A 14,961-nucleotide genomic window follows, 5' to 3' on the forward strand; every position below is an offset into this window, starting at 1 on the left:
CAGATTTTTATTCTTCAGTAGAAACTTCTACTTCTTCAGTAGCGTTATTATCATCGTCATCTTCTTTCATCACTTTGGTAACAGCGGCAATAGAGTCTTTGCCTTTGATATTGATGAGTTTTACGCCTTGGGTAGCACGTCCTGAAATGCGTAAGGTATCAATTGAGAGACGTATCGCAATACCAGACTTATTGATAATCATTAAGTCTTCGCCTTCGGCTACACTCTTAATAGCTACTAACTGCCCTGTCTTATCAGTAATAGAAATGGTTTTTACCCCTTTTCCTCCACGGTTAGTAATACGATATACTGCCTCGTGAGTTTCAGGATCGTCTATATATGAGCGCTTACCATATCCGTTTTCTGATACTACCAATACAGTCTCTTCAAGTGGATTTTCGATAGCTATCATACCTACTACTTCATCGGTTTCGGTGTCGAGGTCGATACCACGTACTCCTTGTGAGTTACGCCCTACCGCACGTACTTTATCTTCACCAAAACGAATTGCACGACCAGACTTCACAGCTAACATCAGCTGACTGCTGCCTGAGGTTAGTTTTGCTTCTATCAGTTCGTCTCCCTCCTTAATAGTAATAGCGTTAATACCATTCTGACGCGGACGAGAGTACTCTTTGAGTAACGTTTTCTTTACAATACCTTGTTTAGTAGCCATAATTAGGTAGTTGCTGCTGATATAGTCCTCATCTTTGAGATTTTGCACACTCACGAAAGCCTTAATCTTGTCGTCTTGCTCTATATTGATAAGGTTCTGTACAGCACGCCCTTTGGCAGTCTTGCTACCTTCTGGTATTTCGTACACGCGCATCCAGAAGCATTTACCTTTTTGGGTAAAGAATAATAGGTATTGGTGATTAGAACTTACAAATAGGTGTTCTAAGAAATCTTGGTCGCGAGTGGTAGAGGCTTTTTGTCCTACCCCTCCCCTGCTTTGTGTTTTATACTCGCTTAGTGGGGTGCGCTTGATGTAGCCTGCGTGCGAAATGGTAATCACCATTTTGTCATCAGGTATCATATCTTCTACGCTAAACTCACCACCAGCATACTCAATAACAGAGCGGCGCTCATCACCATATTTTTCTTTTATTTCTAATAACTCTTGTTTGATAATCTCGACACGGCGCTCTTTGCGTGCTAAAATATCTTCGAGGTCTCGTATTTCGGCTAACTTCTGTTCGTATTCCTCTTTGGTTTGCAAAATGAGGGCTTTGTTGATACGACGTAGTGCTAATGCCAAAATAGCTTCGGCTTGTACATCAGTAAGGTCGAACTCAGCTATCAAATCTTCTTTTGGCTTATCGTGAAAACGAATAATCTCAATAGCTTTGCCCATTGTATCTTCAGTAGCCATCACCTTCATAAACCCTTCCAAAATATGGATACGTTCTTTGGCTTTTCGCAATTCGAAATCAGTACGGCGATACACCACCTCGTGACGGTGCTCTACAAAGTGATAAATAAGGTCTTTGAGGTTTAACAGCTCTGGGCGACCTTTTACTAAAGCGATATTATTGACACTGAAAGAAGTTTGTAGTTCTGTGTGCTTAAAAAGATTGTTCAGCACCACATTAGGCACTGCATCTCGTTTTAGGAAGTAGACGATGCGTATTTTGCCACGTGCTGACTCATCGCGTACATCGGTAATCCCCTCAAGCTTACCTTCTTTTACCAAGTCTGAAGTTTTCTTAAGCAATACAGATGTATCTACTTGATAAGGCACCTCTGTAACGACTATACATTCCTTGCCTTTTACTTCTTGGAACTCGGTTTTAGCACGAACAATCACACGACCACGACCGGTTTTGAAGGCCTCTTTTACGCCCTCGTAGCCGTAGATAATTCCTCCTGTAGGGAAATCAGGTGCTTTAATATATTTGATAAGTTCGTCAATTTCTATATCATTATTATCAATATAAGCTATAGTACCATCGATGACCTCAGAAAGATTATGAGGCGCCATATTAGTAGCCATACCCACGGCAATACCTGCTGAACCATTTACTAATAGGTTAGGGATACGAGTAGGAAGTACGGTAGGCTCTTCGCGTGAGTCATCGTAAGTAAGCTGGTGATCCACTGTTTCTTTGTCGATATCACTGAGCATATCTTCAGAGAACTTGCGCATACGTGCTTCAGTATAACGCATAGCCGCGGGAGAGTCGCCCCCCATAGAGCCAAAGTTACCTTGCCCGTCTACGAGCATATAGCGTAGGCTCCAATATTGTGCCATACGCACCATAGTGTCATAGACAGCGGTATCGCCGTGTGGGTGGTATTTACCGAGCACCTCACCCACGATAGCGGCTGATTTCTTATAGGCTCTACTGCTAAGTACGCCCATATCATACATACCATACAATACGCGGCGGTGTACGGGTTTGAGACCATCACGCACATCGGGTAGGGCACGCGAAACGATTACGGACATCGAATAGTCGATATACGCAGATTTCATCTCATCGCTGATATCTACAGGAATTAGTTTTTCTCCTTCTGTCATAATTAATTTACTCTTTGAAAGTAAGGGTTTTTATTACAATTTAGCGCGCTAAGATACAATGTTTTATTAGAATAGCCAAAGAAAAAGCAATAATTTTTAAACAAGAACGTTTAACTTATTGGTTATCAGAAGTTAGTAATAAAGTAATCTATACGAAGATTGTATGAGATAAGGCTGCATAAGGCTCGCTTATTTTTCGTTTATTGTTCGCTTATCCTTCGCTCATCCTATAGGTAAATTGCCTCTTGCCGCTATGCATAATTGAAGAAAAACATAATTAGCTAATTAACAATGTATTACCGTTTTTTATTCAAAAAAATATTTCTTTTTTCTTGGCAGTAATAAAAAAACACGTACTTTTGCAAAATGAAAGAACATAAAACAATAATTTATGGCAACATTTATTAATTACGCAATTATTATTATTTATTGCACTGCTTTGATAGGCATCTTTTTGTATAGCCTTTCAATGCTTAGTTTGCTGCTGAATTATCTGAAGCATCGCAAACAAAATGACGAGTCTCCTAAGTTCAATCTACTTGACCCGAGGGAGATACCCTACGTGACCATTCAGCTACCACTTTATAACGAAAAGTACGTAGTACCTCGTCTGCTTGAAAACATTGCCAAACTTGAGTACCCACGCACTAAGCTCGAAATTCAGGTGCTTGATGACTCTACTGACGAATCGGTAGCAGAAACAGCTGAAATCATCAAAAAACTACAGGCTACAGGCTTAGACATTCAACACATACGCCGCGAGAACCGCCAAGGATTTAAGGCTGGTGCGCTAAAAGAAGGATTGGCTGTAGCTAAAGGTGATTTTATAGCTATTTTTGACGCTGACTTTTTGCCTCAACCTGATTGGCTTAAACGCACCGTTATTTACTTCAAAGACCCTGAAATAGGGGTGGTACAAACTCGTTGGGGACATATCAACCGCAATTATTCTATCCTTACTAAAATACAAGCACTTGCTTTAGACGTACACTTCACTCTTGAACAAGTTGGGCGTAACTCTAAAGGTTACTTCATCAACTTTAACGGTACTGCTGGCATCTGGCGCAAAGCGTGCATTTACGATGCAGGAAACTGGGAAGGTGATACTCTAACTGAAGACCTTGACCTTAGCTATCGCGCACAATTAAAGAATTGGAAGTTTAAATATTTGGAAGATGTAGAAACTCCTGCTGAGCTTCCTGTAGTTATCTCGGCAGCACGCTCTCAACAATTCCGTTGGAACAAGGGAGGGGCTGAAAACTTCCGCAAGACAGTAGGTCGCTTGCTCGCTGCTAAAAATATTGGTTGGAAGACTAAATTCCACGGGGTAATGCACCTTTTGAACAGCTCGATGTTCTTATGGGTATTTATTACCGCTATCTTTAGTATACCGATGTTGTACCTTAAAAATCAGTACGGACATTTGGGCTGGATATTCCACTTTACAAGCTTTTTTATCACTAGTACTATTATCTTGTTTATCTGTTACTGGTTTACCTATAAGAACTTACAAGGGAAGACTTTTGATGACTTCTTGAACTATGTGAAGTTGTTCTTTACTTTCTTCTCGGTAGCTTTAGGATTTTCATTCCACAATACTATTGCCGTACTTGAAGGACATAGCGGCAAACGAAGTGAATTTGTGCGTACACCTAAATTTAACATCAGTTCGCTAAGTGATAGCTGGAAAAATAATAAGTATATCAACACCAAACTATCGCCTAATATGATAGTAGAATTTTTGCTAATGCTGTACTTTGCTTTTGGGTTGTATAGTGCTGTAAAGCTAAACGACTTTGGTATGTTTCCTTTCCACTGTATGCTTACTTTAGGCTTTGGATTTGTATTCTTTAAGTCGCTTACTTCAAAAGCATAAGACGATTTGGCAATTTGGCAATTTGCTGATTTGACAATTTGGAAATTATAGATATAAAAAAAACCGCTAAGTGTTTTACTTAGCGGTTTTTTGCAATTCATAATTCGTAATTCAAAATTATTTTTTATCTTTGCCCCCTGAAAAGAACTAAACATAATAGCAACTCAGTTTGTGAAAACATCTTATTTTAAACAATCTTTTTTCACCCTTATATTAGCAACTGCCATTTTTATGGCTTTCAAAGAGTGGCTACCTGCACGTATCTTTCCTGAAAGCAAGGTAGAAAATGCTGTGATTGATAGTCTTATGCTTGAGGCTATCTCAGGTAAAGAAATAGAAAAAGTACTTAATCAGGCTAATGATTCATTGGCTAAAAAGAAACAATTGAAGAAAACTGACCAGTATTTGTTGGCTTTCTTCAAAAAACTACAACATTTAGAAACCACCAAAGAAGGAAAAATACGAATAGGCTATTATGGCGACTCGATGACAGACGGCGACCTAATAGTACAAGATTTGCGCTTGCTCTTTCAAGATGCTTTTGGGGGTATGGGAATCGGCTTTCTACCTATTACCTCAGAGTCTGCTAAATCGCGTGCAAGTGTATGGCATACCTATTCTAACACTTGGCGTACACAATCGTATGTGAATGTGAAACGCCCTACACGTCCGTTTGGGGTATGTGGGCAGGTGTTTTTCACTCAAGGCAATGGTACTTGGGTACAATACAAATCATCTAATCAGCAGCATATCAGCAGTTTATATGCTCCTGCACTCTATTATGGACGCTCTGGCAACAAGGAGGCTAAGGTAGAGATTACCTACAACGATACTGTAAAAGTAGTAAAGCCTCTGAATACTGATAAACTGCTAAACGTATTGCCGCTAACTGATGGACAAAACACTAAAGCTGTGCGGATTAGCTTTTACAAAACTGACTCTATTCCGTTTTACGGCATCAGTTCTACTAACACGCAAGGTGTGTATGTAGATAACTTTTCGAGCCGAGGCAATTCGGGTTTGCCTTTATCGCTCTTTAACACTGACCTAATGAACCAGTTTGACGAGCATTTGCACTATGACCTTATCGTATTGCACTTTGGGGCTAATGTGCTAAACTACGGTACTTTAGATTATTCATGGTACGAGCGCGGTATGACTAAGGTAGTAAATCAGCTTAGGGCTTGCTTCCCTGATACATCTATTCTTATCATCTCGACTGCTGACAAATCGACTAAGGTAAATATGGAGATGAAGACCGATAAGGCTGTAGTGCCTTTGGCTAAAGCTCAACAGCAATACGCTCACGACACTCATTCAGGCTTTATCAATCTATACGAGCTAATGGGCGGTGAAGGCACAATGAAGCAATGGGTAGAGGCTACCCCTTCGTTGGCAAGCAAAGATTACACCCACTTCAATGCTCGCGGGGCTAAAAAGGTAGCTCACCTTATCTATAACAAGCTAATGGATGAGTATGCGCAATACAAAAAGCCTAAGAATACCCCTAAGCCTGCGACAGAAAGCACTTTACACCCGTAAACACACATCTTTTTCACTATAAACAACAATAGCAATGAACAAACACATCAAATTTATCAAGAAACTCATCACCACAGCATTATTTATCGTCACGGTACTTCTGTATCTGAGCGTGAATTACACTACGGCAGTGAACCTATCATCTATAAAAAGACCTTTAGGCGATAAGCCTACCACAGCTGCTAAAAAAGCTACTAAGAAAAAAGTACCTATTGAGGAGGCCGGTAGCAATATGTACAATGTTACTGCCTTATACCCTTTCTTTGAGAAATTAGTCGCTTTAGACACTTTTCACGACCGCAAGCTTAACATAGTACACATAGGAGACTCGCACATACAAGCTGATGTAATGACCAACATAGTGAGAGGAAAATTACAGGAGGCTTTTGGCAATGGCGGGTTGGGATTGGTATTCCCTTATTCGCTGCTGAAGACTAACGGTGGGCGCAATGTGTCGTTTTCGTCAAACATTGTATGGAATGGTGAAAAGAGCTCAGACCTATCAGGCATCAGCGGTTATGCCCTTTCGACTAATAAGAAGGACTTTGTGATAGAGCTCAATCTGAAGAATAAAGACTACGCTTTCAACACACTGAAAATCATCACTCCTAACAACCAACGTTTTTTTGAGTTAGCTACTAATGTAGGTAAACTGACTCCGATGAAACTTTCAGCCCCAAAATCTATTACCCACAAGGTAGTTAGAGGTGAGACTCTTTACTCTATCTCGAGAAAATATCATACTACTGTAGCCCAGCTACAAAAAGCTAATAGAATAAAAAACAACAATATACGCGTAGGACAAGTGCTAAATGTAGGCACTAAAGCAGCTGCTACTCCTGCTGCTACTCAAGTAGATATGAGTAATGCCACTATACTAAATGGCAATACCCTTTACAGCTATTACGCCTATGATAATCTGAACGTATCAGACAAAATATACCTAACTCCTAACACTGAAAGTAGTTCTTTCACGCTAAACGGTATCGTATTAGAAAACGACCAAAACGGTATTATTTACCACTCTATAGGGGTGAATGGAGCTCATTTTTCAGACTATAATAAGTCACCGCGCTTTTTTGAACAGATAAAAGCCTTAGCTCCTGACCTTATCATCATTTCATTGGGCACTAACGAAACCTTTGGACGTATGTCGCCAGAACGCTATGAAGACGAGGTAAACAAGTTTATCAGTGCTATCCGTAGCCAGTACGGACAATGCCCTATATTACTGACTACGCCTCCACCTTCTCTCTACAAAAGGAAAAATCCTAACCCTTTGTGTATGGAGTATGCTAATACTTTGATAGACAACTCGGTAAAAGACAACTATAGTGTATTTGACCTTTATCGTGCTGTAGGTGGTTGTGAGGCTATGCAACGCTTTATAGACGAAAACCTAATAGCAGGCGACCGTGTGCACTACACCCGCGACGGGTATATAGAGCAAGGGGACTTACTATACGACGCCTTTATGAGCAATTATTTAAACTATAAAAAACAGTCTAAACTTTCATTAAAAAACTAATTTGAATTGAACACATCAGCCTTAGCTCAGTGGTTTATTAACAACTTTTCATTCACAACAGAACAAATAAAACAGTGGTTTACTTTTGATGCCCAACACCCAATGCTTTTTAATAGCAGTTTGTTTTTAGGGCTTTTCTTAGTATTCTACTGCGTGTATATCATCACTAAGAAATACGCCCATTTTCGCACCATATATGTTACCCTGTTTTCGCTGTTTTTTTACTACAAGGCAGGAGGTAACTATTTTGTATTGCTTATCTTATCGTCGCTGATGGACTACTATTTCGCAGGGCGCATACATCGAAGTCAGCATCCTGCTACCCGCAAGTTATTCTTGGCAATAAGTATGGTGAGCAACCTTGGTATATTAGGCTATTTCAAATACACCAACTTTTTAATAGATAGTTTTAATGCTGTACTACATAGCAATTTTGCTCTGCAAGATATCTTTTTGCCGGTAGGTATTTCGTTCTATACTTTTCAGACGATGAGTTATACTATAGACGTATATCGCCGCGAGATTGAACCTGCTAAGTCTTTTTTGGATTTTGCTTTCTTCGTATGCTTTTTCCCTCAATTAGTAGCAGGCCCCATAGTGCGTGCTAAAGACTTTATTCCGCAGATTTACCAAAAGATACAGCTCACTAAAGAAGAAACTTCATTAGCTCTCTTCCTCATCATTGGAGGGCTACTGAAGAAAGCTGTTATTTCTGACTATATATCGCTGAACTTTGTAGATAGGGTATTTGATGCCCCCAACAGCTACACCGCTATTGAAAACCTAATGGCTGTGTATGGTTATACATTGCAGATATACTGCGATTTTTCAGGCTATTCGGATATGGCAATAGGCTTAGCACTACTGATGGGCTTTACTCTACCCGTGAACTTCCGCACGCCTTATCAATCGAAGAACATTACTGAGTTTTGGAGGCGTTGGCATATATCGCTCTCTACTTGGTTAAAAGACTATTTGTATTTTTCGGTAGGAGGCAACCGCAAGGGTACTTTTTTGGGGTACTTCTTCCCTACTCTATTCTTTGGAGCAACCCTTGTGTGGGCTATAAACATACGCACGCATACAATGCTGCCTTTATACATCACTTGTGGGGCAATAGGATTATTCGTTCTTGCTATTTTGGTATCAAAAGACCGGAAGAAATCAGTAAGAAGCCATTTTAACCAAATGACCACTATGCTATTGGGAGGACTTTGGCACGGAGCAAACTTACGCTTTATCATCTGGGGAGCGCTACACGGCTTAGCATTGGCTATACACAAAACTTTTGCTGAGTACTTTCCTACTGCTACTGACGGCAAACGCAGTATTATAAGCCGGATAACAAGTCCGCTCTTTCTACTGATTACCTTTCACTTTGTAGCTTTTTGCTGGATATTCTTCCGTTCGCGCGATTTTGATATTGCCTTGACTATCATTCACAATATAGGCGATCTCTCATTTAATTGGCAGCAGTGGCACACCATTATTATGGGGTATAAAAATGTATTCCTGCTAATGGCAATAGGCTATGTATGGCATTTCTTCCCTCAGAATATGAACGAACAACTGAAGAATTTCTTTGGTAGTATGCCTATACTTTTTAAAGCTGTTATTATAGCACTTACTTTTTGGGTGGTGTACGCTACTGCTTCAAGTGGTGCTCAGCCTTTTATCTATTTCCAATTCTAACTATCCGCTATGAAGCTCATCACCCTGCCTACTACCAACTCTACCAATCGCTATTTGAAAGATTTAGTGCATAGCGAGGCAGTACTGCCTAATTACCTAACTGTATTTACCCCGGTGCAAACAGCAGGTGTAGGGCAATATGGAGCTAAATGGCAAAGCGAACCCAATACAAACCTAACATTTAGTACTCTTTTTATACCTAAAAACCTAACTATAGAAAGAGCCTTTATACTAAATATGTTAGTACCATTAGCAGTAGTGAAGGTTCTAAAAGCACAAAATATAGTAGCAGAAATCAAAATTAAATGGCCTAATGATATTATTATTGAGCGCAAAAAAGTAGGTGGAATCCTCATAGAAAATATAGTACAAGGGCAACAAATAGTAAAGAGTGTGATAGGAATAGGGCTGAATGTAAATCAACATGATTTTAGCGGACTACCAAAAGCCTCATCATTAGCCAATATAACAGGAAGAGTATTTAAGGTAAAAAAGCTACTAAAAGAAGTGATGAACGCATTGGAAGAGATGTTGGAAGAGGTATCAGCTACATCCTTTGAGCGGGTATATGAAGAGTACCAAGTGTATCTATTTCAGAAAGGAAAAGTAGCAGCCTTTCGACCAAAAACGGGGAAAGACTTTATGGGAATTATCAGAGGAGTAACCCCTAATGGAGCTTTAATAGTTGCGACAGAAACAGAAGAAGTAAAGCAATTCCAACTAAAAGAAGTAGAATTGCTTTATTGATTTGCTAATTAATAGTATCATATTCGATGATAAACACTTCTTCATCATCGTGTTTGAGGTAATATACCTCTCTACCTAATTTTTCCTTACCCTCTTCGGTATAGAGTTCTTGCAATTCCTTTTTATCTTTCTCTATTTCGCGAGATAAAAATTGCTTTTGTTTGTTGAGTTTTTCCATTTCTTTGCTCAACTCTCTATGGGTAAGCATTGAAGCACTATCAAAAAACAACATCCATATCGCAAAAACAGCTGATATGGCAAGATAAAGACGGCGGCCTTTTAATAGCGAGAGATATTCGAATACTTTTTTCATTACTATTGAAAGATACGATTATGCACTATAGTTTTGATAATATCAATAGCTACAGTATTACGTCTGTTGTTAGGGATAATAATATCGGCAAACTCTTTAGCAGGTTCTATAAATTCTAAATGCATTGGTTTGAGGGTAGTCTGATAGCGATTAAGCACTTCGTTTACATCGCGGCCTCGCTCAGTAGTATCGCGCTTGATACGGCGAATAAGTCGCTCATCAGAATCAGCGTGTACAAATATTTTAATATCGAAAAGAGAGCGGATATCAGGATGCGAAAAGATGAGGATACCTTCTACAATTACCACTTTAGTAGGTTTTACTAACACCGTTTCTTTAGTACGGTTATGTTCTACAAAAGAGTAAGTAGGGCTCTGAATTGTTTCGCCTGCTTTTAGCTTTAGCAAGTGCTGCTTTAGTAGTTCAAAATCAATAGAATTCGGATGGTCAAAATTATTTTTAGTGCGCTCTTCAAAAGAAAGATGACTCAAATCTTTATAGTAAGAATCTTGCGAAATAACGGTTACTTCTTCGCCTGAAAGTTCTTTAATAATCTGATTTACAACGGTTGTCTTACCACAACCTGTACCTCCTGTAATTCCTATAATTAGCATTTTCATAAAATTTTCGGCAAATGTAAGAAAAAAACAGCAGCACACCAAAAATAAAAATCAGCAAACATTTTGATATTCTGCATAAAATCGCTACATTTGTCGCATCAATCTTAAAAAAGAACAAAAGATGAAAAAAATGATGCTTACAGTAGCTCTCTTTGTAGCTACTTTTTCAGCCGTTGAGGCTCAAAAAATCAATTTAGGGAAAGCGGTAAGTGCTGCTAGCAAAGGAGCGCAAGCCTTAGCTTTCAGCAATGAAGACGCTAAAAAACTATCGAAAGAATCGGTAGAATGGATGGACAAGCATAACCCTGTAACCGACAGTAAGAGTGCTTATACTAAACGTTTAAATCGCTTATTTGGCAAACACAAGAGCGAAGACGGTCTCGACCTAAACTATAAAGTATACCACGTAGTAGACATCAACGCTTTTGCTTGTGCTGATGGTAGCGTACGCGTATTTTCTTCATTAATGGACTTGATGACAGACGATGAGCTTTTGGCTATTATCGGACACGAAATTGGGCACGTAAAGAATGAAGACACTAAAGACGCTATTAAGTCAGCCTACCTACGCGCGGCAGCACAAGATGCAGCAGGAGCTGCCTCTGGAGCGGTAAGAGCCTTAAGCGATAGCGAACTCGGAGAAATGGCAAATGCTATGCTTGATGCTAAACACAGCAAAAAACAAGAGTCTCAAGCTGACGAGTATGCCTATAACTTTATGAAGAAACACGGGTATAATGTGGTAGCCGTTTACACTGCTTTTAAGAAAATGGCACTATTATCAGGAGGGGATAATCAAAGTAAATTCCAAAAAATGATGAGTTCACACCCTGATAGCGAAAAACGTGCTGAAGCAGCTAAAAAACGTGCTATCAAAGACGGTCTATGGAAAGACCCAGGAGAGGTAACCCTACCTACTACCCCTATAAAATAATCTCTTATTTTAGCTGTATTCATATCAAAGAATGAGAAAAAAACAACAAAAAACTCCCCGTACCCCTAAAAAAAAGAAATTTACCGTTGGACGCTTTTTAGCATTCATCTGTATTTTTGCTATTTTGGCAGGTGTAGGGGGAGTTTTTTATCTTAGAAATTACTACCCTGGTATCTACCAGAAAATACTCAATCGAATATCATCAAGAAAGATAAACAGTGCTTACGAAAGCCAACGTATAGAGCGCATCCTCAGTCTCTATAAAGGCAAAGTATTTGGCTGCGACCTATCTCACTACCAAGAGCGTGAAGAGATAGAGTGGGATAGTCTATACATACAAAACAAGCAACTGAAATTCCCTATAAAATTCACTATCTTCAGAGCTACTATGGGCAATGAGGCTACTGACAAGAATTTCAACCATTTCTGGCAAGAGGCAAAAAGGCAAAATCTTATCAGAGGGGCTTATCATTACTACCGCCCCGATGAAGACCCCAAGCTACAAGCTGCCTCATATTTAAGAAACACTAATCTACAAAAAGGGGATTTTCTTCCTATCCTCGATGTAGAAAAACTGCCTAAACAAAAGTCTTTAGAGCAATTTATTGCTGATATACAGACTTGGATGGACATAGTAGAGAAAAAATACAAGCGAAAACCTATCTTATATACCTATATTAGTTTTTACGAGGACTATCTATATTACCATTTCAAAGAGTATCCTCTATGGGTAGCTAACTATAACAATGTAGCGGTACCTACCTCTCTTTTCGACTGGAAGATGTGGCAATTCACCGAAAATGGTATTACTGCGGGCGCTAAAGTAAAGATAGATTTCAATGTATTCAATGGTGATGAAAATGACCTAAAAGAACTCTTAATAGACTAACTATGACCAAAAAAGAAATTCGCACCCTCTACAAACAAAAACGTAGCGAACTAACTGCAGCAGAGCGCGACACTATGAGTATGCAGATAGCCAATCAGTTACTGCAATTGCCTATATGGCACCACCATACCTACCACCTATTTTTATCAATAGAAAAACTGTGCGAAATTAATACCGAATACATTCTATATATACTTTATGGTAAAGATAAACAGATAGTAGTACCTAAAATGAACCCCGAAACGAAAACCCTCACAAGCATTGCTCTGACTGATGATACCCTTTTGTGTACTAACCATTGGGGAATAGCAGAGCCTGAAAATGGTACTATTATACCTCCTGATAAAATAGAAGTAGTATTCGTACCCCTCCTTGCTTACGACTTTTATGGCAACAGAATAGGCTACGGAGGCGGTTATTACGACCGTTTTTTAGCTGAATGCCCTGCTAATACACTAAAAATAGGACTCTCCTACTTCGCTCCTGCTTCAGATTTCAGCAATCTATGTCATCTGACTGACTTTCCTTTAGATCTAACCGTTACCCCTACTTCAGTTTATCATTTCAGTAATTTGCTAATTTAAAATTAATTAGTACTTTTGCGCCTTTAATAATTAAAAAAGTACTGATTAATGAAAAAAATCTTTATCACTATGTTGTTAGGGGTTACTTCCCTAACTATAGGGGCGCAAGAGACTGCCCCTGCGCGTTATACCGCTCATAACAAAGGCAAATTCTTCTTCTTTTGGGGTGGCAACCGCGATTATTATACCAATTCAGATATTACTTTCTCTGGAAATGGTTATAACTTCACTATCAAAGACGTAGAGGCTGTGGATAAGCCGAAAGGTTGGCACATCGACTACATCAACCCACTACGTATGACTATCCCCCAAACTAACTTCCACATTGGTTATTACCTAAACGACCATTATACTATTTCAGCTGGTGTAGACCATATGAAGTATGTAATGAAAAACGGACAAACGGTGAAGATGAGCGGTTATATAAACGGTTCAGGCACTTCACACGATGGCATTTATAATAATGTAGATAAGGTGCTTACTGAAGACTTCCTAACTTTCGAGCACACTGACGGACTAAACTATGTAGTAGTAGAAGGAGCGCGTATCGACGACATTTCTCGCCTATTCGGTATCCGTAATACTGACATTCTACAAGTAAATCTAACTGAAGGAATAGGTTTTGGTGCGGTATACCCAAAATCAAACACCAAACTGATGAACAAAGAGCGCTATGATGAGTTTCATATAGCAGGGGTAGGAGTAAATGCCAAAGCTGGCTTACACCTTACCTTCCTAAAATACTTCTTGATAGTAGGCGAGCTAAAAGGAGGCTATATCAATATGTATGATGTACGCACTACTTACGACATAGCCGACAAAGCTAAACACGATTTCTTCTTCTTTGAAACCGTATTAGGTATAGGAGGTACATTTAGATTTTAAACCTTATTGCTCCTAATAAAACAAAAAGCCGTCTGAGATTTGTAATCTCAGACGGCTTTTTGTTTATCATCTATTTCTTTAAGCATAAAACAGTTGCGTAATCACCGAGTTAGTAAGGATAATTACAATACTTGTCCAAACGAATGACACTGTACTAGCTTTTCCGACGTCCAGAGCGCCTCCTTTCATATAATAACCGTGATAAGAAGGTATCGTTGCTAAGAAAAACGCAAAAACTACCGTCTTAGTAAAAGCATATACCATACTATAGGGCTTAAAATCGTATTGTACCCCTTGTATAAACTCACTCGAGGTAGTATAACCGCTCATCACTGCCGAAGCCCAGCCTCCTAATACCCCTAAATACATACCCATAGCAATAAGAAAAGGCATTAGCATTAGAGCAACTATTTTAGGGAATACCAAGTAGTTTACCGAGTTCACCCCCATAATATCAAGCGCATCTATCTGCTCCGTTACCCGCATCGTACCTATACTAGAAGTGATAAACGAACCTACCTTACCTGCCAAAATAATAGCTGTAAAAGTAGGAGCAAACTCAAGCACGATAGACTGACGGGTAGCAAAACCTATCAGGTATTTAGGAATAAAAGGACTGTCAATATTCAGAGCCGTCTGTACTGCCACTACTCCCCCTACAAAGAAAGAAATAAAAGCCACAATACCGATAGAACCAAATATCAAGTCATCAATCTCGCGCAAAATTAAGTCTTTGGTGATAGACCAACGCGTACGTTTGCGAAAGATGTCGTAGAGCATTATAAAATAACCTCCTATAGCAGCTATGTGTTTCATACGTTTTTTAAATA

General features: G+C 39.3%; 13 protein-coding genes. 9 read left to right on the top strand and 4 right to left on the bottom strand.

The features are described 5' to 3' along the window. Positions 1–7: 7 nt before the first annotated feature. Entirely contained in the window at positions 8–2,521 is a 2,514-nt protein-coding gene (gene gyrA, locus FOC45_RS06635; RefSeq protein ID WP_009389784.1) for a DNA gyrase subunit A, read from the bottom strand. Between the two features lie 391 nt (positions 2,522–2,912). Here gyrA and FOC45_RS06640 point away from each other — a divergent pair, with 391 nt between their 5' ends. From FOC45_RS06640 to FOC45_RS06660, 5 genes are all read left to right on the top strand, one after another. Further along, the gene (locus FOC45_RS06640) at positions 2,913–4,397 is read left to right on the top strand and encodes a cellulose synthase family protein (RefSeq protein ID WP_009389783.1); all 1,485 of its coding nucleotides are present in this window, start codon (positions 2,913–2,915) and stop codon (positions 4,395–4,397) included. 231 nt (positions 4,398–4,628) lie between these two features. Beyond that, the gene (locus FOC45_RS06645) at positions 4,629–5,939 is read left to right on the top strand and encodes a GDSL-type esterase/lipase family protein (RefSeq protein ID WP_009389782.1); all 1,311 of its coding nucleotides are present in this window, start codon (positions 4,629–4,631) and stop codon (positions 5,937–5,939) included. 34 nt (positions 5,940–5,973) lie between these two features. Further along, positions 5,974–7,467 carry a LysM peptidoglycan-binding domain-containing protein gene (locus FOC45_RS06650; protein ID WP_009389781.1) on the top strand — a complete coding sequence of 498 codons (1,494 nt, stop codon included), beginning with the start codon at positions 5,974–5,976 and terminating at the stop codon, positions 7,465–7,467. 6 nt (positions 7,468–7,473) lie between these two features. Continuing rightward, positions 7,474–9,159: an MBOAT family protein gene (locus FOC45_RS06655; protein WP_009389780.1), complete on the top strand. Its 1,686-nt coding sequence runs from the start codon at positions 7,474–7,476 to the stop codon at positions 9,157–9,159. A gap of 9 nt (positions 9,160–9,168) precedes the next feature. Then, entirely contained in the window at positions 9,169–9,906 is a 738-nt protein-coding gene (locus FOC45_RS06660; RefSeq protein WP_009389778.1) for a biotin--[acetyl-CoA-carboxylase] ligase, read from the top strand. A 4-nt stretch (positions 9,907–9,910) separates the two neighbouring features. Here FOC45_RS06660 and FOC45_RS06665 read toward each other — a convergent pair whose 3' ends face one another. Together FOC45_RS06665 and udk are read right to left on the bottom strand one after the other, a co-directional pair. Beyond that, positions 9,911–10,219 carry a hypothetical protein gene (locus FOC45_RS06665; protein ID WP_009389777.1) on the bottom strand — a complete coding sequence of 103 codons (309 nt, stop codon included), beginning with the start codon at positions 10,217–10,219 and terminating at the stop codon, positions 9,911–9,913. A gap of 2 nt (positions 10,220–10,221) precedes the next feature. Next, the gene (gene udk / locus FOC45_RS06670; RefSeq protein WP_034539628.1) at positions 10,222–10,833 is read right to left on the bottom strand and encodes a uridine kinase; all 612 of its coding nucleotides are present in this window, start codon (positions 10,831–10,833) and stop codon (positions 10,222–10,224) included. Positions 10,834–10,960: 127 nt separating this feature from the next. Between udk and FOC45_RS06675 the strand changes: the two genes are divergently transcribed. From FOC45_RS06675 to FOC45_RS06690, 4 genes are read left to right on the top strand one after another with little or no spacing between them, the layout of a single operon-like run. Further along, on the top strand, positions 10,961–11,773 hold the full coding sequence (locus tag FOC45_RS06675) for a M48 family metallopeptidase (RefSeq protein ID WP_009389774.1): 813 nt from the start codon (positions 10,961–10,963) through the stop codon (positions 11,771–11,773). A gap of 31 nt (positions 11,774–11,804) precedes the next feature. Continuing rightward, positions 11,805–12,662 (top strand): glycoside hydrolase family 25 protein, encoded by an 858-nt coding sequence (locus FOC45_RS06680; protein ID WP_009389767.1) that lies wholly within the window; start codon positions 11,805–11,807, stop codon positions 12,660–12,662. A 2-nt stretch (positions 12,663–12,664) separates the two neighbouring features. Next, positions 12,665–13,246, top strand: coding sequence for a 5-formyltetrahydrofolate cyclo-ligase (locus FOC45_RS06685; protein ID WP_009389765.1), 582 nt, complete (start codon positions 12,665–12,667; stop codon positions 13,244–13,246). Between the two features lie 48 nt (positions 13,247–13,294). Beyond that, positions 13,295–14,131, top strand: coding sequence for a hypothetical protein (locus FOC45_RS06690; RefSeq protein WP_009389764.1), 837 nt, complete (start codon positions 13,295–13,297; stop codon positions 14,129–14,131). A gap of 78 nt (positions 14,132–14,209) precedes the next feature. Here FOC45_RS06690 and FOC45_RS06695 read toward each other — a convergent pair whose 3' ends face one another. After that, positions 14,210–14,947, bottom strand: coding sequence for an ABC transporter permease (locus FOC45_RS06695; RefSeq protein ID WP_009389763.1), 738 nt, complete (start codon positions 14,945–14,947; stop codon positions 14,210–14,212). Positions 14,948–14,961: the final 14 nt, after the last annotated feature.

The organism is Capnocytophaga sp. FDAARGOS_737, assembly GCF_009730375.1.
GTDB lineage: Bacteria > Bacteroidota > Bacteroidia > Flavobacteriales > Flavobacteriaceae > Capnocytophaga > Capnocytophaga leadbetteri.